Consider the following 23,552-nt stretch of genomic DNA (forward strand, 5'->3'; position numbering starts at 1 on the left):
AACTCACTCTCGCTCAGCGCCCGAGACATGAACGGTCAAGGGCGGAAAACCATTGAAGGACACCGACGAATAACTCGCGGTATAGGCGCCGGTGTCGAGAATCTGGATCTGATCACCGGCTCGCAACGTGGTCGGCAGAAGGACCTTCGTGCGTTGATACAGTACATCGTCGCCGTCGCAGGTCGGACCCGCGACCACCGCCTCGCCCGCCGGATCGCCGTCGCGATCGGTGACGAAACGGTAGGCGATGTACTCGTTCTCCGTCTCGGCCATACCGTTGTATCGGCCGATGTCGAGATACACCCAGCGCCGCCCGTCCGGCGCGAAACGCACGCCGACGACCTCGGCGTGGATGGTGCCCGCGTTACCGACCAGGGCACGCCCCGGCTCCACGATCAGCTCGACCGACGCGGGCAGGAATTCGGCCGCGGCCTGCGCCGCGGCGGCCGCGATCGCACCCGGTTCGGGCGCCGATTCGGCGTAGGAGATGGGCAGGCCGCCGCCGATGTTCACCGCGGCGACGTGAATGTCCTTGTCCGCCAAGGCCTTCACGATCTCACCGGCCTGCTCGATACCGATCCGCCAGGCGGCCGGATCGAGCTGCTGGGAGCCCACATGGAAGTACGGGCCACCGACACGCAGACCCAGATCGCGCGCCCGTACGAGCAACCGCAGGGCCTCGCCGGGTGCGCACCCGAACTTGGTGCCGAACGGGGTGCGCGACTCCGGTGCCGAGGACAGGAACCGGCACTCCACCTCCGCGCCGGGCGCGTGCTCGGCGATGCGCTCGAGATCGTCCTCGGTGTCGAAGGCGAACCGGCGCACACCGGCGGCGTGGGCGTAGGCGATGTGGGCGCTCTTCTTGATGGGGTTGCCGTAGCAGAGCTTGTCGGCCGCGATACCGAGGCGCACGCACTGATCGATCTCACCGACACTGGCGACGTCGAACTCGGCGCCCTCGGCGTCGAGCAGGCTCAGCAACTCGTCGACGGGAGCCGCTTTCACCGCGTACCTGATCCGGGTGCCCTGCTCGCGCTGCGCCGAGACGGCGGCGGCGAGGGTTCGGTAGTTGGCACGTACCCGCTCGGGGTAGATGACAAGGTACGGGGATTCGGGCATAGTTGAACTTTCGGTCGGCGGCCGGGAGAGAGTATCAGCGGCGCCTACCCAACAACGAATCCGTCAAACATTCGTCATATTGGTCATATCGATCGGGTATGACTCAGCCCGGCGCTACCGTGACCTCGTCGAACACCACCTCGCCCGCGGCGTCGGACTCCTCGAGATCCACGATCGCCGTCAGCGCCCACCCGTGGTCGCCCGCCGGGTCGTCGATCACCTGGCGCACGTGCCAGAAACCGGGCCGCTGCTCCACCCGGAACAGCTGAGGGCCGCGTGCGTCGGGGCCCGTGCCGATGGTCTCGTACTCCTCGAAATAGGGTGCGAACTCCTCGGCCCAGTCGGGGCCCGTCCCGAGCTGATCCAGCTCGTACCAGCGCTGCCGCGAGGCCAGTTCCGCCCGGCGGAACATGGCATTGCGCACCATGATCCGGAAGGCGCGTTCGTTGGCCGAGATCGGGCGCACCTGTTCGGCCCCGAAGGCCACCTGATCGGTGTCGATCTCGGCGCCGGGGTTGGTGAGCTGTTCCCATTCGTCGAGCAGGCTCGAATCGACCTGGCGGATCAGTTCGCCGAGCCATTCGGTGAGGTCGTCGAGTTCCTCGGTGCGCGCCGCGTCGGGCACGGTGCGGCGCAGGGCACGGTAGGCGTCGGCCAGGTAGCGCAGCACCACACCTTCGGAGCGGGTCAGCTCGTAGAAGGAGATCAGTTCGGCGAAGGTCATCGCGCGCTCGATCATGTCGCGCACCACCGACTTCGGTGACGGCGCGAACTCCGACACCCACGGGTGCCCGGCGCGGTAGGTCTCGAACGCGGGCTCGATCAGGTCGGCGAGCGGCTTGGGCCAGGACACTTCCTCGAGCAGCTCCATGCGCTCCTCGTATTCGATGCCCTCGGCCTTCATCTCGGCCACGGCGGCGCCGCGCGCCTTGTGCTGCTGGGCCATCAGCAGCTGCCGCGGATCCTCGAGCGTCGCCTCGATCAGGGACACGACATCGAGTGTGTAGGTGGGGCTTTCGCGGTCGAGGAGCTCGAACGCGGCGAGCGCGAACGGCGACAGCGGCTGATCGAGCGCGAAGTCGCGTTGCAGGTCGACGGTGAGCCGCGCCATCCGGCCCTTGGCGTCGGGCTCGGAGAGCTGTTGCACCACACCGGCGTCGCGCAGCGAACGGTAGAGGCGGATGGCGCGCAGGATGTGTTTGCGCTGGGCCGGGCGCGGTTCGTGATTGTCCTCGAGCAGGTGCCGCATGGCGGAGAAGCAGTTGCCCGGCCGCGCGATGACATTGAGCAGCATCGAGTTGGTGACCGCGAAACGCGACACCATCGGTTCGGGTTGCGCGGCGACCAACCGGTCGAAGGTCTCCTCGCTCCACGACACGAACCCTTCGGGGGGCTTGCGGCGCTGCACCTTCCGCTGCTTCTTCGGATCGTCGCCCGCCTTGGCGATCAGGCGCGCGTTCTCCACCTCGTGCTCGGGGGCCTGCACGACGACGGTGCCCATGGTGTCGAATCCGGCGCGTCCGGCGCGTCCGGCGATCTGATGGAACTCGCGGGCCTTGAGCCTGCGGGTGCGCACACCGTCGTATTTGGTCAGTCCGGTCAGCAGCACGGTGCGGATCGGCACGTTGATCCCGACGCCGAGGGTGTCGGTGCCGCACACCACCTTCAGCAAGCCCTCCTGGGCGAGTTTCTCCACCAGCCTGCGGTATTTGGGCAGCATGCCCGCGTGGTGCACGCCGATACCGTGGCGGATCAGCCGGGAGAGGGTCTTGCCGAAACCGGAGGCGAACCGGAAGTCGCCGATCGCGGCGGCGATGGCGTCCTTCTCGGCGCGGGAGGCGAAGTTCACACTGGTCAGCGCCTGCGCGCGTTCCAGGGCGGCGGCCTGGGTGAAGTGGACGACGTACACCGGGGCCTGGTGGGTCGTGACCAGTTCCTCGAGGGTTTCGGTGATGGGGGTGCGCACGTAGGAGAACGTCAGCGGCACCGGGCGTTCGGTGCCCGCCACCACGGCGGTCGGCCTGCCGGTGCGCTGCTCGAGGTCGGTGGCGAAGAAATCCACCTCGCCCAACGTGGCCGACATCAAGAGGAATTGGGCGCGGGGCAATTCGATGATCGGCACCTGCCAGGCCCAGCCACGATCCGGATCGGCGTAGAAATGGAACTCGTCCATCACGACCTGGCCCACTTCAGCGGCGGCGCCCTCGCGCAGCGCCAGGTTCGCCAGGATCTCGGCGGTGGCGCAGATGATCGGCGCGTCGGCGTTCACGGCGGCGTCACCGGTGACCATGCCGACGTTCTCGGCGCCGAACACCTCGCACAGCGCGAAGAACTTCTCACTCACCAGTGCCTTGATGGGTGCGGTGTAGTAGCTGCGCTGCCCGTTGGCCATGGCGAACAGGTGCGCGCCGACCGCGACCAAGGACTTACCGGAACCGGTCGGGGTCGCCAGAATGACATTGGACCCCGACGCCAGCTCCATCAGCGCCTCGTCCTGCGCCGGATACAGGGTGGTGCCCTGCTCGGCGGCCCACAGCGCGAACGACTCGTAGAGCGCGTCGGCGTCGGTACCGGGAATTTCGAGCAGGTCGGTCAGATCCACTCCGACCACCCTAGTGGTCGGGTGCGGTGCGACCGTGCGTCAGTCCCGTCCGGTGTCGTCGTAGCCGCCCTGCTCGGCCAGGAAACGCTCGAACTCGGCGCCGAGCTCCTCGCCGCTCGGCAGCTCGCCGTCGCCGGCCAGCAGGCTGGACTGGCGTTCCTGGGCGGTGACGAAACTGTCGTACTGGCGTTCCAGTGCCGCGACGACCGTCTCCACCTCCTCGTTGCCCGCGATGTGCTCGGCGACCTGTTCGCGCACCCGCGCGGCCGCCTCGCCGAGTGCGGCGAGCGGCAGCTCGAGACCGGTGTTGTCGGCGACGCTCTCGAGCAGGGTCTGGGCGGCCTCGGGGTAGTCGGTCTGGGCGAGGTAGTGGGGCACGTGCACGGAGAACCCGAGCGATTCGTGGCCGTGCTGGGCCATCCGGAACTCGAGCAGCGACGACGCGCTGCCGGGCACCTGCAGCTCACCCGGCCAGCGCTGATGCTCACCGAGCAGCGAACGGTCCGAGGAATGCGCGGTGACACCGAGCGGGCGGGTGTGCGGGATCGCCATCGGGATCGCCGACAGGCCGATCGTGCGGCGCACACCGAGCTGTTCGGCCAGCAGCCGCACGGCGGTGGTGAACTTCTCCCAGCGCAGATCCGGCTCGAGACCGGCCAGCAGCAGGAACGGGGTGCCCGCCGTGTCGCGCAACGCCCACAGGTTCAGTTCGGGCTCGGCGTAATCGGCGAAATGATCGGTCTTGAACGTCATCAGGGGACGGCGCGACCGGTAGTCGAGCAGCTCGTCCACGTCGAACGACGCGACCAGTTCCGACTCCAGGCTCTCGCGCAGGTGCGTCGTCGCCAGGCGCACCGCGTGGCCGGCGTCGGTGAAACCTTCCAGGCCGTGCACCAGCACGGGACCGGCGCCGTCGTCCGCGGACAACTGCGGTGCCGGAAACTCCAGTTCGTACATGTGCGACTGGTCATCCATCGCGTTTCTCCTTCCTGCGCGGTCCACCAACGCTCGCGGCGGGGGAGGCTCGTCCATTGTCCCCCATGCGAGCACGACCGACGCACACGGCCGGAGGACGGCTCGTCCTGCTTCCAACAGCCGCACGCGCCCTGGCATTCCCTCCGGCGTGGCGCGCGGCGACCGCTCGGTCCGGTGGGGCACAGTGAAAGGTGTGAACGTGGCGCGCACCTCGCTCAGCAGGGCCGTTCCGACGACGGCTGGTCGTCGGCGAGTCGCGGCCTGTGCCGTGCTGATGGCGGGGACGCTGACCGGGTGTGCCGAGGCGGTCAGCGGCATCCCGGTCGCCGAGAGCGCCACCTCGATGCACCATGTCGAGGCCGCGCCCGCCGATCTGCTGCCCGCCACGCACGAGTTCCCGGCCGCCTATCCGGCGGTCGTGCTCACGCCGCAGGCCGCCTCGGCCGCGGCAGGGGATCTGGACGGGGTCGGGATGGGTGCGACCGTGAGCCCGGTCGAATGCACACCGCCGGAGCCCGAGCCCGGTGCCGAGCCGCCCGCGGTGGCGGTGGGCACCGACGAGGCCAGCCGGGCCAGTCTCACCGTCGAACTGTCGCGAACCACCGAACTGCTCGCGCGGGTGCGTGACCGGTTACGGGCCTGCGAACAGATCCGGGTGAGCCGGGCGGGGGCGGGGTCGACCGTCACCACGGAGGTCTCCGCGCACGTACCGGCCGGTGCCGACGAGGCGATGACCTTGCGGCGCAGCGTGATTCCGGATGTCGGTGGGGCCGGGCTGACACAGACGATGTACACCTCGGTCGGGCGCGTCGGCGACATCCGGATCACCGTGACATCGATGACCTTCGGCGCGGGCGAACCGGACAAAGCCGCCGTCGACGAGCTGTTCGCCACGGCCGTGGACTCCGTACGCACGCGCTGATCGGCCGCTACCACGCGGCACCGACATTTCCGGTGCGCCCGGACCCGCGACCGCGGTGGTTGTGCACAGGTTCGCCGCTGTGCACAGGGCGGCGATAAGCCCAGGTCGCGCCGGCGGTGCCGGGACGGCGGGCGAGGACGCTCGAGCCATGACATCTTCGACCAACCCGACCCGGCGGGCCAACCGCACCGGCCCTTTTCCCCGGGCGCTCACCTGTGCCGAGACAGGCCCCGGTTACCGGGATCTGCCCACCCCCGCCGTCCGCGTCGACGAGCCCGGCGATCTCATCGCCGCGCTCCCGGCGATGCTCGGTTTCGTACCCGAACGCTCCCTCGTCGTCGCCGTCCTGCACCCGCACCCCACCGCCGCCGCCGGGATCGACGCGGTGGTGCGCTTCGACCTCGACGCCGTCACCGATCCCGACCACTACGAGCATTTCCTCGGGTGCCTCGGGTCGATCTGCGTGCGTGAACAGGCGAGCGGGGTGTTCGCCGTCTTCATCGACGACCGGCAGCGATCCTTCTCGGCCACCGCCGCGCGCGGCCACGCGCTGCTCGCCGCGATCGGTGCGCAGGGGATCGAGGTGCGTGGGGCCTGGGCGGTGCGTGCCGTCGCCGCGGGCGCGCGATACCGCAGTCTGCTCGGGACCGGCGGCGGGTTGGTCGCCGACCCGGACTCCTCGATGGTCTCGCTGTCACATGTGCTCGACGGCAGGCAGATACGGCGCTCCCGCGGCGAACTCACGGCGCTGGTCGAACCCGACGAACAGTTGTGCGCGCGGGTTCGGCGCAAGCTCGGACCGGCCGTCGCCCGCTACCGTGGCGGGCTCGCGACGGCCGAACGGGTGGGGGAGGGCGCGGTGTTTCGGCGTCGTGCGCTGGAGTGGGTGCTGTGGCAGATCGCCGACGCCACCTCGGGACTGCCACGCGCCGATCGCGAATTCGCCAGGCTGGCCGCCACTCTGCGTGATCGGGCGGTTCGGGACGCGCTCTACGGGCTTGCCGTCACCGACCACGCCGAAGCGGCGGAAGGGTTGTGGGCCCAGCTGGCCAGGGCCACCCCGGCGGGCGACCGCGCCGAGGCCGCCGCACTGCTCGGCTTCAGTGCCTACGTGCGCGGCGACGGGCCGTTCGCGGGCATCGCGCTGGCCGCCGCCGTGGATGCCGACGGTGACCATCCGATGGCGGTACTGCTGGAAACGTCGCTGCAGTCGGGTCTTCGGCCCGAACGGTTGCGCACGCTGGCCGATTGCGGGCGCCGGATCGCCGCCGATCTCGGGGTCGACCTGGGGCCGGTGCGGTCTTGAGCGGGCCGCACCGGTCGGCCGGGTCAGCGGGCGCTGTGCGCCTTGTCGCCGAGCGAACGCAGGAATTCCCAGGCGTCGGTGACGATCTCGTCGATGTCGTTGTGCTCGGGCGTCCAGCCCAGCTCGGCGATCGCCTTCTCGCTCGAGGCGATCAGGACGGCCGGATCGCCCGCGCGGCGGGGCGCGTCGATGGCCTCGATGGGCAGACCGGTCACCCGCTCGCACGCCGAGATCACCTCGCGCACCGAGAAACCGGTGCCGGAGCCGAGGTTGAGAACGCGGTGAGTGCCCGGCTGCGAGGACGACAGGGCGAGCAGATGCGCCTGCGCCAGATCACGGATGTGGATGTAGTCGCGCACACAGGTGCCGTCGGGGGTGGGCCAATCGGTGCCGTACACCGAGATCGCCTTGCGGTGGCCGAGCGCCACCTGCAGCACGAGGGGAATCAGATGGGTTTCCACCACACGGTTTTCGCCGAGCCCGGCGTAGGCGCCAGCCACATTGAAGTAACGCAGGCTCGTCGCGGCCAGCCCGTAGGCCACCGCGTAGGAGGTGATGGCGTGGTCGATCGCCAGTTTGCTCGCGCCGTAGGGGTTGGTCGGGCGGGTGGGCGAGTCCTCGGTGATCGGCACCTGTTCGGGCTCGCCGTAGACCGCCGCCGTCGAGGAGAACACCAGGCGCCCGGTGCCGGTCTCGCGCATCGCGTCGAGCAGGGTCAGCGTCTTCGCCACGTTGCCGTGCCAGTACTTGGCCGGCTGCTCCACCGACTCGCCCACCAGCGACTGGGCGGCGAAATGCAGGACACCGTCGAAGGATTCGGCGCGCAGCAGGGCCGGGGCGGCCTCGGCGATATCGCCTTCGACGAATCGCGCGCCCGCCGGGACACCGTCGGCGTTACCGGTCGACAGGTCGTCGACGACGACCACCTCGTTGCCCTGCTCGAGCAACACCGCGGCGCACACGCCGCCCACATAGCCGGCGCCGCCGGTGACCAGAAGTTTCACGAATCAGACCAGCCTCACCTGGACGGCGTGCGCCATCTCCTCGGACAATTCGAAACCGTGGTGCCCCGGCACCGTGATCAGCACCGCACCCGGCTTGGTCTCCACGGTGACGCGCGCGTCGGGAACGACACCGGCCTCGCGCAACCGGCCGATGACCTCGGGGTCGGTCTGGATGTGCTCGGCCAGCCTGCGTACGACCACCGCGTGCAGCGCGCCGTTGGGCAGGTCCGAGAGGCGGATGAGCTTCTCCTCCACCGGCGGCGGGTCGGCGAGGCCGAGTTCGTCGAGGCCGGGGATGGGGTTGCCGTAGGGCGAGGTGGTCGGGTGGTTGAGCACCTCGATCAGGCGCCGCTCCACCTCCTCGCTCATCACGTGCTCCCAGCGACACGCCTCGGCGTGCACGTTCTGCCAGTCCAGCCCGATGATGTCGACCAGCAACCGCTCGGCGAGCCGGTGCTTGCGCATCACCGCGACCGCCATCGAGCGACCCTTGTCGGTCAGCTCGAGATGGCGGTCACCCGCGACGAGCAGCAGGCCGTCGCGTTCCATCCGCGCGACAGTCTGGCTCACCGTCGGACCACTCTGCTCGAGCCGCTCGGCGATTCGTGCCCGCAAGGGCACCACGCCCTCTTCCTCGAGGTCGTAGATGGTACGGAGGTACATCTCCGTGGTGTCGACCAGATCTTTCACCTGATAACCCCTTCGTCGGCACGATTCTACCCACGGGCGAACGCCGGTCCGTGCGCTGGACCGGCGGCCCTATTTCTACTGCATGTCAACGTCTCACGGGGCCCGCTGCTTCCGGCTAGCGTGGCGAGCATGGTCACTGTGCCACCGAGCCGAGCGCCGGGAACTCTCGTCTGGACCGAGCGATTCCTCGGCTACACCTGGAGCCCCGAGCATCCGATGAAACCGGCGCGCCTGCGGTTCACCATGTCGCTGGCCGAAAGTCTCGGCCTGCTCGACGGTATCGAACCACTCGCGCCTGCCGAGGCTACCCAGGGCGAGTTGCTGCGGGTGCACAGCAATGCCTATATACAGGCGGTTCGCCGAGCCGGTGCGGGACCTGCCACTCCGGAGGACACCCTCTACGGTCTGGGCACCGCCGACAATCCGGTCTTCCCGCACATGCACGAGGCGGCTTCGGTGATCGTCGGCGGCACGCTGGCCGCGGCGCGGGAGATCGCGGCCGGGCGTACCCGGCGCGCGGTGAGCATCGGCGGGGGCATGCACCACGCCATGCCGGATTCGGCGGCGGGGTTCTGCATCTACAACGACGCCGCGATCGCGATCTCCTGGTTGCTGGACAACGGATTCGACCGGATCGCGTATGTCGATGTCGATGTCCATCACGGCGACGGTGTGCAGCGCGCCTTCTACGCCGATCCACGGGTGCTCACGGTGTCGCTGCACCAGCATCCGGCCACGCTGTGGCCCAATACGGGGTGGCCGGAGGAGACCGGGCTCGGTAGCGCCGAGGGCACCTCGATCAACCTGCCGTTGCTGCCCGGCACCCGGGACGCGCAGTGGCTACGCGGTTTTCACGCGGTGGTGCCCGGTGCGATCGCCGCGTTCCGGCCGCAGATCATCGTGAGCCAGTGCGGGGTGGACACCCACCGCGAGGACCCGCTCGCCGATCTGGAACTGACCGTCGACGGTCAGCGCGCGGCCTTCCTCGCCATGCGCGAGCTGGCCGACCGCCACGCCGAGGGCAGATGGCTCGCGCTCGGTGGTGGTGGCTACGGGGTGGTGCGGGTGGTGCCACGGGCGTGGACGCACCTGCTCGCGGCCGCGCTGGATCGCCCCTTGGCGCCGGACACCCCGATTCCCGAGAGCTGGCGCGAGCAGGTACGCGCGTCGGCGCCGCGGATCACCCCGCCGACGACGATGAGCGACGGTGGCGACCCGACCTACCGCCCGTGGGACGGGCCGGGCGGCACCCCCGAGATCGGTGACGCCGACGAGGTCCGAGCCCAGCGCGCTGTCGACACCGCCATCTCGGCCACCCGACGGGCCGGTTTCTCGCTGCTCGGTCTCGACCCGGAGGATCCCCGTGACTGAACCACTGCTGCCCGACACCCCCGATACGCCCGCGAACCCGCCGGAGCCGCCGCCGCAACTGTTCGGCGATGTGCTGGCGGCCGACGGCGGGGTGGTGCGGATCCGTCCGATCGTGCCCGCCGATGCCGACGCGCTCGCGGACTTCCACGCCCGGCTCTCGGATCGCACCCGCTACCTGCGCTATTTCGGTCCCTATCCGAGAATCTCGCCGAAGGACATGTACCGCACCACCCATGTCGACTATCACGACCGGGTGGGGTTGGTCGCGGTGCTCGGTACCGCGATCATCGCGGTGGCCCGCTACGAACTGCTCGACCGGCCGGGGCCGCGCGCGGCCGAGGTGGCGTTCGTCGTCGCCGACGAACACCAGGGGCGCGGACTCGGGTCGATCCTGCTCGAGCACCTCGCTGGTGCCGCCGCCGAGAACGAGGTGGAGACCTTCACCGCCGAGGTGCTGGCCGAGAACGAGGCCATGATCACGGTGTTCCGTGACGCCGGCTACCAGTTGCAGCGCAGCCGCGACGGCTCCGAGGTGCACCTGGAGTTCGCGATCGACCCCACCGAGGCCCTGCGCACCGTCCGGGACGCCCGGGAGGCGGCGTCGGAGGCGCGCAGCGTGGGCAATCTGCTCGCACCCGGTTCGGTGGCGGTGATCGGCGCGTCGCCGGAGAGTACACGGGTCGGCGGCGCCGTACTGGCCAACCTGCTCGCCGGGGGATTCGCCGGCCCGGTGTTCCCGGTGAATCCGCACCGCCGGTCGGTGCGCGGGGTGCGCGCCTACGCCACCGTCCGCGAGATTCCCGACGAGGTCGACCTCGCAGTCGTCGCGGTGCCGCCCGCCGCGATCGGATCGGTGCTCGACGACTGCATGGCCAAGGGCGTCAAAGGCCTGATCGTGCTCACCGCCGGTTTCGGGGAGACCGGGCCAGCCGGGTTGGCCGCCGAACAGGACCTCGTCGCCGCCGCCCGGGGGCACGGGATGCGGGTCGTCGGACCGAGCGCGCTCGGCATCGCCAACACCGACCCGGCCGTAGGGCTCAATGCGACCCTCGCCCCGGTACTGCCCCAGCGTGGGCGGATCGGGTTCTTCTGTCAATCGGGCCCCCTGGGCGCCGCCATTCTCGCCGAGGCCGCCACCCGCAATCTCGGGGTGTCGACGTTCGTGTCGGCGGGCAACCGCGCCGATGTGTCGGGCAACGACCTACTGCAGTACTGGGACACCGCCGCCGATACCGAGGTGATCCTGCTCTACCTGGAGAGTTTCGGTAATCCGCGCAAGTTCTCCCGGCTCGCGCGGCGGGTGGCGCGCGGCAAACCGATCGTGGCCGTGAGCAGCGGCAGGCTGGCCGCCGGCGCCGATATGGATCGCACAGTGGTGCGTGACCTGTTCGCCCAGGCCGGAATCATCCAGGTGGACTCCATTTCCGAACTGTTCGACTGTGCCGCCCTGCTGGCGTGTCAGCCGTTGCCGCGCGGACCACGGGTAGCGGTGGTCGGCAACAGCGCTGCCCTGAACTGGCTGGCCATCGACGCGGCCACCAGCGAGGGCCTGCGTATCCACCGCCCGCCCACAGCTGTCGACCGGGGCCCCGGAGCCCGGCCGACCGAACGCGGACCGGGCGGTCCGGATGGCCACGTCGGAGGTGGGACGGCTGACGGGCCGGTGGATCTCGGGCCCGAGGCGACTCCTGCCGACTACCGGGAGGCCGTGCTGGCGGCACTGCGCAGTGAGGAAGTCGATGCGGTGATCGTGGTTGTCGCGCCCCCGGTGCCGGTGCATATGGGTGGGTTCGCGGATGCGTTGCGTGCGGCTGCGGCCGCCGCACCCGACCGGGACAAACCGGTGCTCACCACCTTCGTGGCGGAATCCGGAATTCCCGATCTGCTCGCCGTGCGATCGACCGGTGGTGCGCCGGGACGCGGGTCCATCCCGTCGTATCCCGATCCGGAACGTGCCGCCCGCGCGCTGACCAGGGTCGATCGCTACGCGCGCTGGCGGGATCGGCCCGTCTCACCGGTGGTTCGTCCTCCCGGCATCGACACCGCCGCGGCGACGGCGCTGGTGGAGGAGTGGTCGGCCGGGTCGTCGGGACGGTGGCTCACCGATGACGAGGCGGTGCGGTTGCTCGAGTGCTACGGCATCGACATCGTCGACTTCCGGGCCGTGCGTGACGCGGAGCAGGCGGTGGCCGCAGCCGAGGAACTGGGCTACCCGGTCGCCGCGAAGGCCACCGGTGAGCTGTGGCGGCGCAGGCCGGATCTGATCGGGGTCCGGTTGGATCTGTGGGGGCCCGATGCCGTCCGTCAGGCGTACACCGATCTCGTCGTGATCTGCGGCGATCCCCTACTGCACGTGCAGAAGATGGCGACCAAGGGCGTCGGGTGCGTGCTGAGCGTCACCGACGACCCGTCGTTCGGCTCGGTCATCGAGTTCGGCCTGTCCGGCATGATCATGGATTTGCTCGGTGACCGCGCCTACCGCGCACTACCGCTGACCGCCGACGAGGCCGCCGCCCTGATCGACGCACCTCGCGCCGCACCACTGCTCTCGCCCGGCCCGGCGGGACCGGGTGTCGACAAGGCGGCGCTCATCGAACTGGCCCAACGGATTTCGGCCCTGTTCGACGACATCCCCCAGATGCGCGAACTGTCCTGCGACCCCGTCCTGGCTTCCCCCGGCTCGGCCGAGATCATCTACGCCCGCGCCCGCATCGGCCCCCAACCCACCCGCTTCGACACCGGCCCCCGCCGCCTGGCATGAACGACCACACGCCCGCGTCGGAGCGCCGGTGCCCGCTCAGCGGCGGTACACGCCACAGGCAGGGAAGTGGTGAACGAACAACGCCGACCGGTTCGCGACCCCGGAGGGGGATGGAGTCACGGACACCGGTCGGCGTTTCGGAAGACGACCCCTGAGGGCCGTCAGGTCTGGGTCAGCGCACGCAGGTCACCGTCGCGCGATGGCGGCGGATCGGCACGGCGCTGACAGGGGGTCAGCTCGCGTAGGCACGCAGGCGGTCGGCGCGCTCACCCTTGCGCAGCTTCGACATGACCTCGCGCTCGATCTGACGCACCCGCTCGCGGGACAGGCCGAACAGCTTGCCGATCTGGTCGAGGGTGCGGGGCTGCCCGTCGTCGAGGCCGAAGCGCAGGCGGATGACCTGCTGTTCGCGTTCGTCGAGGGTGGCCAGGACGCTGCGGACGTCGTGGTGGAGCAGGCCCGCGATCACGGCGCTCTCGGCCGAGGTGGCCTCGGAGTCCTCGATGAAGTCGCCGAGGGGCGCTTCCTCGTCGTTACCGACGGGCATGTCGAGGCTCACCGGGTCGCGGCTGTGGTCGAGCAGGTCGGCGATCTTCTCCACCGGGATGCCCGACTCGTTGGCCAGTTCGGCATCGGTGGCCTCGCGACCGAGCTGCTGATGCAGTTCGCGCTTGATCCTGGCGAGCTTGTTCACCTGTTCGACCAGGTGCACGGGCAGCCGGATGGTGCGGCTCTGATCGGCCATACCCCTGGTGATGGCCTGGCGGATCCACCAGGTGGCGTAGGTGGAGAACTTGAAGCCCTTGGCGTAGTCGAACTTCTCCATCGCGCGGATGAGGCCGAGGTTGCCCTCCTGGATGAGATCGAGCAGCGGCATGCCGCGGCCGGTGTAGCGCTTGGCCAGCGAAACCACCAGACGCAGGTTGGCCTCGAGCAGGTGCGAGCGGGCGGCTTGCCCCTCGCGAACCAGAACGGCCAGATCACGCTTGCGGGCCGCCGATAACCGCTTGCCGGTCTCGAGCAGGTGCTGGGCATACAGGCCCGCCTCGATACGCTTGGCCAGCTCGACCTCGTCGGCCGCCGTGAGCAGGGCCGTGCGGCCGATCCCGTTCAGGTACACGCGTACCAGGTCGGCGGCGGGGCTCTGGGCGTCGATATCGGACTCGCTGGGGCGCACTCGAGTAGTGGCGGGGCTTGTCATGACTTGCCTCCTGTCGGTGGTGTCTCACTCCGATCAACGGACCCGACTTAGAGAAAGTTCCCGATCCCGTGCGTGATAAACCGCTCTGAGCTGCGGATTTATCCGTGCACGGCTGAGAAGTTCCTGAGAAGGACGCCGTCGTGGAACGCGTGCCCCGTCCGGCCCGGTCTACACCGGTCGAATCAATCCGTGGCGGACGAGACCGGCGACCACGCCGAGGGCCTGGGCCGCGAACTCGGGGGTCACCTGCTCGGCTCCGTCGGCGAGCGCGAGCAGTTCGATCAGTTCGTACAACGGCAGACCGTCGGCCCGCATTCCCGCGATGAGCGCGACGGTCGTCTCGTCGACCTCGTGCTGCCAGCGCGGACCATCACCGCGATGCAACCGCGCCACCTGCTCGGCCCAGCCGTCCTCACCCGGCAGGTACACCCGTTCCAGGGCAGTGGCCGGGCTCGGCGCGAAACGTGAACGCCACGCGAGGTTTTCGTCGGCGGCCACCGCTCGCAACCAGGCCGAACGGGCGAAATAGTCGCCCACTTCGGCCCCGAGCGGGTCGTCGAAGCCGTGGGTGAGGTCCTCGGCGAGCAGTTCGGTCGGCCCGTCGATGGCACGCAGGTAGACGAAGCCGAAGCCGACACCCGTCACGTCGGCGGCCTCGAAGGCATCGAGCCAGCGTGCCGCGCGTTCCTGCGCCTCCGGGTCGCGTGGGTCCAGGCCCGCGTCACGCAACCAGGTACCCACATACAGTCCGGGATCGGCGACATCGCGCTGCACCACCCACGCGTCGACGCCCTGTTCCGGCAACCACGACGACACCCGCTGCCGCCAGTCCTGCCCCTCGACATGCACCCAGGCGGCGAGCATGGCCGCGGTACCGCCGGCTGCGAGCAGCCCGGCGGCCTGCCCGATCACCAACTCGCTCGCCCCGTCGAGCGCGAGCCCCGAGTCCCGGTAGGTGTGTTCGATGCGTGCGGGCCCCACGACGAAGGGCGGATTGGCGACGATCTGATCGAACCGCCTGCCCGCCACCGGTTCGAACCACGACCCTTCGAGCAGTTCGATCTCGAGTTCGTTGAGGGCGGCGGTGGCCTGTGCCAGCCAGAGCGCGCGCGGATTCACATCGGTGGCGGTGATCCTGTCCGCGTAGGCGGCCGCGTGCACGGCCTGCACACCGCACCCGGTGCCCAGGTCGAGCACGGTGCCAACCGGTTCGGTCGGGGTGGCCCGCAGCAGCGAGAGCGAGGCGTGGCCGACGCCGAGAACGTGCTCCTCGGTGAGGGTTCGCCTGCGCATCGAGTCGTCGAGATCGGACAGGATCCACCGGTTCCCGTGGCCGGCGTCGAGCGGGCGCAGGTCGAGTGCGGCGCTCACCTCGTCGCCGTCTCTGATGAGCAGCCCGGCGGCCACGGCGTCGTCGACGCGCACCGGCGCCAGCGCCGCGGCCACGTCGGTTTCGGGCAGTGCGTCGCCGAGCAGCAGCAACCGGATCAGTGTGCCGAGCTCACCGGCGTCGCGCGCGGCACGACGCACGGGCACCGGTTCCGAACGGCCGAGTGCCGCATGCACATCCGGGCCGAGCGCGTCGACCAGCCCGTCGGCGGTGTAGTCCACCCTGGTCAGCGCCGCGCGCAGATCCGGGCACAGTGCGGTGAGCAGGGAACCGGTGGTGGTGGGGTTCGTAGGCACCCGACCACTCTGCCAGCCTCGGCGCACCGCGCCGCGGCCAGCTCAGGAAGGCTTGCGGGAGGTCACGCAGTAGGGCGTGCCACTGGGATCGGCGAGGACGATCCAGAACTCCTCGTCCACGAGACGGGTCGCGCCGAGGGATTCGTGCCAGGTGGCGACGGCGGACATATCCGTGGCCGCGAAATCGATGTGGGCGCCGGGGTGTCGGGGCTCGTCGAGGCGTTGCAGCAGGAACTGCAGTGGTTGTGCGGGATCGCGCAGCCGTTCGAACTCGGGGAGCCGGGTCGATTCGGGGGACCACCCGGTGAGCGCCTGCCAGAACGAGGTGTCGGAGTCGAGGTCGGTCGGTGCGAGGTCGAGGCAGATCTGGTCCAGTGCCGCGACATTTCCATCGGGCGCCGTGACCCGTGCCATCGCACCGGTAGCGGGAGACGGGCCCGCGAGGGTGAAGCAGAAGGTCTGTCCCGCAGGTGATTCCATCACTGTGTAGTCGGGATCGACCAGGACGACCTGGGCCCCGAGTGCCGTCGCCTCGGCTACCGCGGCGGGGATGTCGTCGACATCCAGGTCGAGGTGTGTCCCGTCTGCGCCGCCCACCCGCTGCATCTTCAGCCACGCGGGTCCGGTCGACGGCAGCAGCGTGACGAACTCACCGTGCGCTCCACGCGGCGGCGACACCGTCGACCCGGTCGCCTCTGCCCAGAACCGTACGCACTCGTCGAAAGTGGCTGCGGGCCGGTCGATGAACGCCCAGGTCCAACGAATCATAGTGTCTCCCTGGTAGATCGGAGGTTCGCGACACCGCCACGGACAGCAAGGTCCGACCGGCACGAAACCGGCAGAGGCCGTGCGGCACGGGCATCGGCGGCTCCTTTCGCACGGTATGCCGCGCGGGCCGCGCTGTCGACCCAAATGCCGCACCCGGAGCGGGCTCCGGTCGCCGCGACCCGGCCGGCCCATCGAATTGGCCGGATATCGACGAAACGTGTCACTCCGGCCACTCGTTCGACACGGCAACATCCATCATGATCACCAGGGTGACCGACCTGCGCCCACTCACTCCGCCCGCCGGCGAAGTCCCGATCGAACCCGAACCAGCGGTCGTCGGCCGGCTCGTCGACGAACCCCGCCGCGCCCTGCACCCCGCCTGGATCGTCGCGGGCGTCGGCTTCGTCGCGCTCCTCGGTGCGGCGGCGTTCCGTTCGGTCCCCAGCGTCCTGATCGAACCGTTGCACGACGAGTTCGGGTGGTCGCACGCGACGATCTCGGCCGCCGTCTCCCTGAACATGCTGCTCTACGGTTTGATCTCGCCGTTCGCCGCGGCGCTGATGGACCGGTTCGGTATCCGCCGGGTGGTGTGCGCGGCGCTGGTGCTGATCGCCGCGGGCGCCGGGCTGACGGTGTTCATGACCCAGTCCTGGCAGCTCCTGATGACGTGGGGTCTGCTGGTCGGTATCGGCGTCGGGTCGATGTCCATGCCGTTCGTCGCCACCATCACCGGCCGCTGGTTCGTCCGCAGCCGAGGCCTGGTGACGGGCATCCTGACGGCGGCGGGCGCGACGGGGCAACTGGTGTTCCTGCCGCTGGTCTCGATGCTCGCCCACGATCACGGGTGGCGCCTGCCGTCGGTGATCGTCGCGGCCGTTGCCCTGGCGGTGGTGCCGCTGGTGTGGTTGTTCGTGCGCGACTATCCGAGCGATGCGGGCGTGCGCGCCTATGGTGCCGAACCTGGTTCGGACGTCGGGGTGCGGCAACCGGTCGCCGGGGGAGCTGGCCGGGCGCTTCGGGTGCTCGCCACCGCCGCCCGCAGGCCCGGATTCTGGTTGCTCGCAGGCGGTTTCGCGGTGTGCGGCGCGTCGACGAACGGCCTGGTCGGCACCCATTTCGTCACCGCTGCGCATGACCACGGTATGCCACCGACCACGGCCGCCGGGTTGCTGGCACTGGTCGGGGTCTTCGATGTGGTGGGCACCATCGCCTCGGGGTGGCTGTCGGACCGGGTGGACCCGCGCTATCTGCTGCTCGGCTACTACTCGCTGCGCGGGCTGTCGCTGCTGATCCTGCCGTCGCTGCTCGGCCCGCACACCCAGCCGAGCATGTGGGTGTTCATCATCTTCTACGGCCTGGACTGGATCGCGACGGTCCCGCCGACGGTGTTGCTGTGCCGGGAACTGTTCGGTGCCGACGGTCCGATCGCGTTCGGTTGGGTGTTTGCCGCCCACCAGGTCGGTGCGGCGATCGCGGCCACCGGCGCCGGGTTCATCCGCGACCTCAACGGTTCCTACGACCTGGCCTGGTACCTGGCGGGCGGGTTGTGCGGTGCGGCGGCGCTGATGTCGATCCTGATCAAGCGGCCGCGGCGCTCACTCGAGGGCTTTGCGTGAGCGCGCCTCGAGAGCGATCTCCTCGCGGCGGCCGTCCCAGCGGCTCGGTTCGTCCTTGGTGCGAGGCGGCCGGTCGTTGGCGATCAGCACCGCGATCCACGGCAGCGGTACCGACGCGGCGATGATGAGGATGGAGATGAGCGGGTTCTCGAACACGCTGTAGGCGACGGCCGCGAGGATCAGGCACGGGATCCGGAAACCCATGATGAGCATGTAGCGGCGTACCCGGGCGCGGTGCTGCTCGTCGAGCGAGGTCGCGGCCTCGGTGATGAGCACGGGGTGCTCACCGGAGTCGCGGAAGAACCCCCGCGAGGCACCTTTGCCCGGCAGGTGCACTTCGGGTTCCGGGGTCGGATCGCCGGCGCCGGGGGACTCGCCGTTGGACTGCATGCTCCCGAGTCTTCCACTTGCCGTCGCCGGGCGCACACGCGGCTGGTCAGCGAGCCACCGCCCGGATGCGGCATCATGGAAGGCATGAGTACGGACACTCTGGTACGCCCGGAAACCACGACCGACGAGACGACCGGTGACGACGTCCCCAAGTTCTTCCACTACGTGAAGAAGGACCGGATCGCCGAGAGTGCCGTGATGGGCACCATGGTCGTCGCACTGTGCGGTGAGGTCTTCCCGGTGACCCGTTCGCCCAAGCCCGGGTCGCCGGTCTGCCCGGACTGCAAGAAGGTCTACGACCGCTTGCGCAAGGGCGGCGACTGAGCCGGTTGCGCCGTCGGTGACGACGTCGGCGCCTCCGTCGAGGTGTCGGCGTTTTCGTCGTGTTCGCTGTCGGTTTCGTCGTCACCGAGCACCTGACTGGTGATCCATTCCTTCACCTGCTCGATGCGGGTCGCGCGTGCGGGCCAGAACTCCTGCACCGCCGCGTTGAACTCGGCGCCGAGGATCACCGCGAAGCCGAGGAAATAGGTGAACAGCAGGAACGCGATCGGGGTGGCCAGCGCGCCGTAACTCACCCCGGTCTCGGTGATCCAGGACAGGTAGCGGCGCAGCAGGTCGCTGGCGGCCATGAAGAACACCCCCGCGACCAGTGCCCCGGCGAACAACCGGTGCCACGGCAGCGACTTGTGCAGCGCGAGTTTGTAGAGCGTGGTGAGTCCGACGATGAGCAGCAACCCGACGATCGGGTAGTAGAACGTGTCGATCACCCGCAGCCCCGGTTCGCGCCAGGCATCGGGTAGCACCCGCCCGATCCGGGTGGGCCCCAGCGCGATCATCGGCAGCAACAACACCGCCGCTACCAGGAACTGCACATACAGCAGCAACGCGAAGATGCGTTGCCACACCGGGTGGCGGGCGTCCTGCTGACCGTGCGCCTCGACGATCGCGTCGACGAAGGTCGCCATGGCCGAGGACCCGGCCCACAGCGACAGCACGAAACCGAACGACACCACCGCGCCACGGCCACGGCCGAGTACATCGTCGACGGTGGGTTCGATCAGGTCCGACACCACCGACGGGCTGAAGAAGTCCCGGCTGAACGCGATGATCTTGGCTTCCACGATCTGCACGGTGTCGGGGCCGAACAGCCCACCCACGTAGCCGAGGCTGCCGAGCAGGCCGAGCAGCAGCGGTGCCAGCGACAGCGTCTGCCAGAACGCCGCCGCCGCCGACTTGGCGAAAATCGAGTTGTCCCAGCACTTGTGCGAAACCCGCACGATCAGCCGCCACGCCGTCCGCGACCAGGACAGCCACCGCGCGTGTTCGCGCGGATGTTGCCCGGCGGGCATGGGTACGGCCACCGCACCGCCGGGCCCAGGGGTGGGCGGCGGATACGCGGCGTCGGTCGCGTGGGCCTCGTTGTTGCTCATGTCGTTGTCCAGCATCCCGCACCGACGTCGACCATGGGGTGCGGGACGAGCATCGTGTCGGTGGGTAACAGGTAAATGGCCGGTGACCTCGGGCGGGATGTGACGCCCGTCGCGCACGCCGCGTCGGTGTTGGCGACACGCCGTATCGGGCGGCTAGGGTCGTCTGCGTGACTGGGTCGGGTGGCGTCGCTGCGGCGAGAGAAGCGGGTACACCGGGCGATTCGACGGCGGGTGGTGCGTCGGGCGGTTCCCTGCGCGCCTGGCAGCGCCGCGCCCTGACGAAATACCTGGCCACCAAGCCACGCGACTTCCTCGCGGTCGCCACGCCCGGCGCCGGTAAAACCACCTTCGCGCTGCGGGTTGCCGCCGAGTTGCTGGCGGACCGGACGGTGGACCAGATCACCGTCGTCGCGCCGACCGAGCACCTCAAGCACCAGTGGGCCGCCTCCGCGGCGCGGTCCGGTATCCAGCTCGACTCCCGTTTCTCCAACTCCACCGGCGGCACCTCCGGTGACTACCACGGTGTGGTCGTCACCTACGCCCAGGTCGCCGCACACCCCACCCGGCACCGGGTGCGCACCGAGAACCGCCGCACCCTGGTGATCCTCGACGAGATCCACCACGCGGGCGACGCGAAATCCTGGGGTGAGGCCACCGAGGAGGCCTTCGGCGACGCCACCCGCCGCCTGGCCCTGACCGGTACGCCGTTCCGCAGTGACGATTCCAAGATCCCGTTCGTCACCTACGAACCCGACGAGTCCGGCTTCCCGCGTTCGCGCGCCGACCACTCCTACGGGTACGCCGACGCCCTCGCCGACGGCGTCGTCCGTCCCGTGGTGTTCCTGGCCTACTCCGGCGACGCGCACTGGCGCGACAGCGCGGGCGAGGAACACACCGCCCGCCTCGGCGAACCCCTCAGCGCCGAACAGACCGCCCGCGCCTGGCGCACCGCGCTCGACCCCGCGGGCGACTGGATCTCGGCGGTGCTGCGCGCGGCCGACACCCGGCTGCGGCAGTTGCGGTCCTCCGGCATCCCGGATGCCGGTGGCCTGGTCATCGCCACCGATCAGGAACGCGCCCGCGACTACGCCGAACTGCTGGAACACATCTCGGGGGAGCGGCCCGCGCTGGTGCTCTCCGACGACCCGCAGTCCTCGCAGCGCATCGGCGAGTTCGCGAGCAGCACCCAGCCGTGGATGGTCGCGGTGCGCATGGTGTCCGAAGGTGTCGACGTGCCGCGCCTCGCGGTCGGCGTCTACGCAACCAGCGCGTCGACACCGCTGTACTTCGCCCAGGCCATCGGACGTTTCGTGCGTGCCCGCAAGCCGGGGGAGACCGCGAGCGTGTTCCTGCCGTCGGTGCCGGTGCTGCTGGATCTGGCCGCGCAACTCGAGTTGCAACGCGACCACGTGATCGGCAAACCGCACCGCGAGAAGAACGCCCTCGACGACGAACTGCTCACCGAGGCGAACAAGACCAAGGACGAGCCGGGCGAGGAGGAGAAATCCTTCGTCGCCCTGGCCGCCGACGCCGAACTCGACCAGGTGATCTACGACGGATCCTCCTTCGGCACCGCCACCTTCGCGGGCAGCGACGAGGAAGCCGACTACCTCGGCATCCCCGGTCTGCTCGACGCCGATCAGATGCGGGCGCTGCTGCGCGACCGACAGTCGCGTCAGCTGTCGGAGCGCAGCGCCGCCGTCGCGGCACCCCAGCCCGCCGCCGTGGCCGAACGGGTCGCGACCTCGGACAAGCTGGGCGAACTGCGCCGCGAACTCAACAGCCTCGTCGCCATGCACCACCACCGCACCGGGAAACCGCACGGCGTCATCCATGGGGAACTCCGTCGCGAATGCGGTGGTCCGCCAACCGCTTTGGCGACCGCCGATCAACTCACCGAACGAATTGCGGCGCTGCGCCGGCGATAGCTCGTGCGGACATGAGCGGGTAGTTGTCGCGGCGGCCGGGGTGTGTGTGGATCGGCGGTAGCAGTCTGCGCGGGTAGGTGATGCGCGCGCGAGGCATACACGGTTCGTCGATACGTGCGCGAACGCAGCTGTCGGCGAGGGGTATGCGCAGCCCGGGCACGTCGGCAGGCGTGCGAGTGGCCTGCGGTGTGGCCGGTGCCGGCAGCCGCGTGCGCTGGGTCCGGGCTCGGTGGATCTAAGCGGTTCGGGCGGCGGCGAGAATCTCCAGCGCGGAGTCGGCGGCGGCCGTGAGTTCGGTGTGGCCCACGCCGTCTCGTGCCTGGACGGACAGCCCGTAGAGGACGGTGCTGAAGAAGGCGGCGAGCGCGGCGGTGTCGGTGCCTGGTTTCAGATCGCCTTCGATGACGCCGCGTTCCAATCGGGCCTGGATGTCGGCCGTGGTGCGGCGGCGTGCCTCGGTGAGGAACTCGCGCACCGAGGCGTTGCGGGTGGTGTACGTGGCGCCCGCGAGGACCACCATGCAGCCCTGGGGTAGGCAGGGATCGGTGTACATGGCGATGTTGTCGTGCAGCATGGCCGCGATCGCGGCGTAGGCGGTGGGTTGCTCGCTCAGCGCCCGCGCGGTGCGTGATCCTTCGGCGCGGCCGTAGAGCGCCACGGCTTCCCGGAACAGGGATTCCTTGTCGCCGAAGGCCGCGTACAGGCTGGGTGAGTTGATGCCCATGGCGGTGGTGAGGTCGCTCATCGACGCGCCCTCGTAGCCGCGTTCCCAGAACACCTCCATCGCCCGCCGCAGGGCGACATCCCGGTCGAAGGCGCGGGGGCGACCACGTTCTGCCATGGGAAACCTTTCTGTGCCGATCGGTAAATATACCGCGATCGCCGTAGCCCGAGATTTCTGTATCGGTTGATAAGAAAAACCTTGACGTGAGCCGGTCGGATGCGCTTCTCTCTTTATGTATCGACCACTACAGAATTGGAGCAGCCTTCATGCCGCACAGCACCACCGTCGCCCTGGTAACCGGCGCCAGCCGGGGGATCGGCGCCGCCATCGCCCGGAAACTGGCCTCCACCGGTGCCGATGTGGCGTTCACCTACCAGCGCGACGAGGTCGCCGCGAAGTCCGTCGCCGCCGACATCGAGGCGCTCGGCAGGCGCGCGCTGCCGATCCAGGCCGACAGCGCCGATGCCGCGGCCGTGGTCGCGGCCGTCGACCGGACCGCGCACGAACTCGGTGGCCTCAACGTGCTGGTGAACAACGCGGGCATCTTCCCGGCCAAGCCCTACGAGGAATTCACCCTCGTCGAGATCGACCGGGCGCTCGACATCCACGCCAGGGCACCGTTCGTCGCGGGCCAGGCCGCGCTGGCCCACCTCGGCGAAGGTGGGCGCATCATCTCCATCGGATCGAACCTCACCGACCGCGCCCTGTTCGGCGGCCTGGCCCTCTACAACCTGAGCAAGTCGGCCCTCAACGGCTACACCAAGGCGCTGGCCAGGGAACTCGGCCCACGCGGCATCACGGTCAACCTCGTGCAGCCCGGCCCCACCGACACGGACATGAACCCGGCGGCGGGCGAGCACGCACCGACTCAACGAGAGTTCAACGCGCTCGGCCGTTTCGGCACCCCCGACGACATCGCCGACCTGGTCGCCTTCCTCGCAGGCCCGTCGGCCCGCACGATCACCGGCGCAGTCATCACCGTCGACGGCGGCACCAACGCCTGACCCTGCCGGTTCGAAATGCCGCCGACCATCAGGCGCCCATTCGGCACACGCC

General features: G+C 69.6%; 19 protein-coding genes. 8 read left to right on the plus strand and 11 right to left on the minus strand.

Features of this window, described 5'->3' with window-relative positions; genetic code table 11:
- Positions 1-3 precede the first annotated feature (3 nt).
- From ACWEVR_RS03755 to ACWEVR_RS03765, 3 genes are all read right to left on the minus strand, one after another.
- Positions 4-1,119, minus strand: coding sequence for a type III PLP-dependent enzyme (locus ACWEVR_RS03755; RefSeq protein ID WP_452465717.1), 1,116 nt, complete (start codon positions 1,117-1,119; stop codon positions 4-6).
- Between the two features lie 103 nt (positions 1,120-1,222).
- Positions 1,223-3,721, minus strand: a complete 2,499-nt coding sequence (locus ACWEVR_RS03760; protein WP_452465718.1) for a DEAD/DEAH box helicase — start codon at positions 3,719-3,721, stop codon at positions 1,223-1,225.
- 39 nt (positions 3,722-3,760) lie between these two features.
- On the minus strand, positions 3,761-4,696 hold the full coding sequence (locus ACWEVR_RS03765; RefSeq protein WP_067492811.1) for a PAC2 family protein: 936 nt from the start codon (positions 4,694-4,696) through the stop codon (positions 3,761-3,763).
- A gap of 199 nt (positions 4,697-4,895) precedes the next feature.
- Between ACWEVR_RS03765 and ACWEVR_RS03770 the strand changes: the two genes are divergently transcribed.
- Positions 4,896-5,618 (plus strand): sensor domain-containing protein, encoded by a 723-nt coding sequence (locus ACWEVR_RS03770; protein WP_452465719.1) that lies wholly within the window; start codon positions 4,896-4,898, stop codon positions 5,616-5,618.
- Between the two features lie 148 nt (positions 5,619-5,766).
- Positions 5,767-6,924, plus strand: a complete 1,158-nt coding sequence (locus tag ACWEVR_RS03775; RefSeq protein WP_452465720.1) for a DUF4192 domain-containing protein — start codon at positions 5,767-5,769, stop codon at positions 6,922-6,924.
- A 23-nt stretch (positions 6,925-6,947) separates the two neighbouring features.
- Here the strand turns inward: ACWEVR_RS03775 and galE are convergent, their stop codons facing one another.
- On the minus strand, positions 6,948-7,928 hold the full coding sequence (galE, locus tag ACWEVR_RS03780; RefSeq protein WP_452465721.1) for a UDP-glucose 4-epimerase GalE: 981 nt from the start codon (positions 7,926-7,928) through the stop codon (positions 6,948-6,950).
- Positions 7,929-7,931: 3 nt separating this feature from the next.
- Entirely contained in the window at positions 7,932-8,618 is a 687-nt protein-coding gene (locus ACWEVR_RS03785) for a metal-dependent transcriptional regulator (protein ID WP_067636271.1), read from the minus strand.
- 129 nt (positions 8,619-8,747) lie between these two features.
- Between ACWEVR_RS03785 and ACWEVR_RS03790 the strand changes: the two genes are divergently transcribed.
- Together ACWEVR_RS03790 and ACWEVR_RS03795 are read left to right on the plus strand one after the other, a co-directional pair.
- Positions 8,748-9,989 (plus strand): acetoin utilization protein AcuC, encoded by a 1,242-nt coding sequence (locus tag ACWEVR_RS03790; RefSeq protein WP_452465722.1) that lies wholly within the window; start codon positions 8,748-8,750, stop codon positions 9,987-9,989.
- On the plus strand, positions 9,982-12,750 hold the full coding sequence (locus ACWEVR_RS03795) for a bifunctional acetate--CoA ligase family protein/GNAT family N-acetyltransferase (RefSeq protein ID WP_452465723.1): 2,769 nt from the start codon (positions 9,982-9,984) through the stop codon (positions 12,748-12,750). Before ACWEVR_RS03790 ends, ACWEVR_RS03795 begins: the two co-directional genes overlap by 8 nt.
- Positions 12,751-12,982: 232 nt before the next feature.
- On the opposite strand, the gene ACWEVR_RS03800 is transcribed toward ACWEVR_RS03795, so the two are convergent.
- The 3 genes from ACWEVR_RS03800 to ACWEVR_RS03810 all read right to left on the minus strand — a co-directional run bounded on the left by ACWEVR_RS03800 (position 12,983) and on the right by ACWEVR_RS03810 (position 16,405).
- Positions 12,983-13,951 carry a sigma-70 family RNA polymerase sigma factor gene (locus ACWEVR_RS03800; RefSeq protein WP_067492821.1) on the minus strand — a complete coding sequence of 323 codons (969 nt, stop codon included), beginning with the start codon at positions 13,949-13,951 and terminating at the stop codon, positions 12,983-12,985.
- A gap of 168 nt (positions 13,952-14,119) precedes the next feature.
- Positions 14,120-15,637, minus strand: coding sequence for a DUF7782 domain-containing protein (locus ACWEVR_RS03805; protein WP_452465724.1), 1,518 nt, complete (start codon positions 15,635-15,637; stop codon positions 14,120-14,122).
- Positions 15,638-15,679: 42 nt separating this feature from the next.
- The gene (locus ACWEVR_RS03810) at positions 15,680-16,405 is read right to left on the minus strand and encodes a VOC family protein (protein WP_452465725.1); all 726 of its coding nucleotides are present in this window, start codon (positions 16,403-16,405) and stop codon (positions 15,680-15,682) included.
- A gap of 314 nt (positions 16,406-16,719) precedes the next feature.
- On the opposite strand from ACWEVR_RS03810, the gene ACWEVR_RS03815 reads away from it, so the two are divergent.
- On the plus strand, positions 16,720-18,021 hold the full coding sequence (locus tag ACWEVR_RS03815; protein WP_452466143.1) for an MFS transporter: 1,302 nt from the start codon (positions 16,720-16,722) through the stop codon (positions 18,019-18,021).
- On the opposite strand, the gene ACWEVR_RS03820 is transcribed toward ACWEVR_RS03815, so the two are convergent.
- Complete coding sequence (locus ACWEVR_RS03820; protein WP_452465726.1) at positions 18,001-18,411, minus strand: DUF3099 domain-containing protein; 411 nt, start codon at positions 18,409-18,411, stop codon at positions 18,001-18,003. The two genes, ACWEVR_RS03815 and ACWEVR_RS03820, sit on opposite strands and share 21 nt — an antisense overlap.
- 84 nt (positions 18,412-18,495) lie before the next feature.
- Here ACWEVR_RS03820 and ACWEVR_RS03825 point away from each other — a divergent pair, with 84 nt between their 5' ends.
- Positions 18,496-18,735 (plus strand): DUF3039 domain-containing protein, encoded by a 240-nt coding sequence (locus ACWEVR_RS03825; protein ID WP_067980875.1) that lies wholly within the window; start codon positions 18,496-18,498, stop codon positions 18,733-18,735.
- Here ACWEVR_RS03825 and ACWEVR_RS03830 read toward each other — a convergent pair.
- The gene (locus ACWEVR_RS03830; RefSeq protein ID WP_452466144.1) at positions 18,705-19,763 is read right to left on the minus strand and encodes a YihY/virulence factor BrkB family protein; all 1,059 of its coding nucleotides are present in this window, start codon (positions 19,761-19,763) and stop codon (positions 18,705-18,707) included. The two genes, ACWEVR_RS03825 and ACWEVR_RS03830, sit on opposite strands and share 31 nt — an antisense overlap.
- Positions 19,764-20,095: 332 nt before the next feature.
- On the opposite strand from ACWEVR_RS03830, the gene ACWEVR_RS03835 reads away from it, so the two are divergent.
- A complete protein-coding gene (locus ACWEVR_RS03835; RefSeq protein ID WP_067493026.1) occupies positions 20,096-21,772 on the plus strand; it encodes a DEAD/DEAH box helicase in 1,677 nt (558 codons plus the stop codon).
- Positions 21,773-22,007: 235 nt separating this feature from the next.
- On the opposite strand, the gene ACWEVR_RS03840 is transcribed toward ACWEVR_RS03835, so the two are convergent.
- Positions 22,008-22,613, minus strand: coding sequence for a TetR/AcrR family transcriptional regulator (locus ACWEVR_RS03840; protein WP_452465727.1), 606 nt, complete (start codon positions 22,611-22,613; stop codon positions 22,008-22,010).
- 149 nt (positions 22,614-22,762) lie between these two features.
- Here ACWEVR_RS03840 and ACWEVR_RS03845 point away from each other — a divergent pair, with 149 nt between their 5' ends.
- Positions 22,763-23,500 (plus strand): SDR family NAD(P)-dependent oxidoreductase, encoded by a 738-nt coding sequence (locus ACWEVR_RS03845; RefSeq protein ID WP_452465728.1) that lies wholly within the window; start codon positions 22,763-22,765, stop codon positions 23,498-23,500.
- Positions 23,501-23,552: the final 52 nt, after the last annotated feature.

The organism is Nocardia sp. NPDC003979, from assembly GCF_053605015.1.

What these genes read in the sequence shown, in the direction of transcription:
- ACWEVR_RS03820 (WP_452465726.1), bottom strand. Translation starts at nt 18,411, where the DNA reads ATGCAGTCCAACGGCGAGTCCCCCGGCGCCGGCGATCCGACCCCGGAA.
- ACWEVR_RS03830 (WP_452466144.1), bottom strand. Translation starts at nt 19,763, where the DNA reads ATGCCCGCCGGGCAACATCCGCGCGAACACGCGCGGTGGCTGTCCTGG.
- ACWEVR_RS03755 (WP_452465717.1), bottom strand. Translation starts at nt 1,119, where the DNA reads ATGCCCGAATCCCCGTACCTTGTCATCTACCCCGAGCGGGTACGTGCC.
- ACWEVR_RS03790 (WP_452465722.1), top strand. Translation starts at nt 8,748, where the DNA reads ATGGTCACTGTGCCACCGAGCCGAGCGCCGGGAACTCTCGTCTGGACC.
- ACWEVR_RS03845 (WP_452465728.1), top strand. Translation starts at nt 22,763, where the DNA reads ATGCCGCACAGCACCACCGTCGCCCTGGTAACCGGCGCCAGCCGGGGG.
- ACWEVR_RS03775 (WP_452465720.1), top strand. Translation starts at nt 5,767, where the DNA reads ATGACATCTTCGACCAACCCGACCCGGCGGGCCAACCGCACCGGCCCT.
- ACWEVR_RS03825 (WP_067980875.1), top strand. Translation starts at nt 18,496, where the DNA reads ATGAGTACGGACACTCTGGTACGCCCGGAAACCACGACCGACGAGACG.
- ACWEVR_RS03765 (WP_067492811.1), bottom strand. Translation starts at nt 4,696, where the DNA reads ATGGATGACCAGTCGCACATGTACGAACTGGAGTTTCCGGCACCGCAG.
- ACWEVR_RS03800 (WP_067492821.1), bottom strand. Translation starts at nt 13,951, where the DNA reads ATGACAAGCCCCGCCACTACTCGAGTGCGCCCCAGCGAGTCCGATATC.
- ACWEVR_RS03840 (WP_452465727.1), bottom strand. Translation starts at nt 22,613, where the DNA reads ATGGCAGAACGTGGTCGCCCCCGCGCCTTCGACCGGGATGTCGCCCTG.
- ACWEVR_RS03810 (WP_452465725.1), bottom strand. Translation starts at nt 16,405, where the DNA reads ATGATTCGTTGGACCTGGGCGTTCATCGACCGGCCCGCAGCCACTTTC.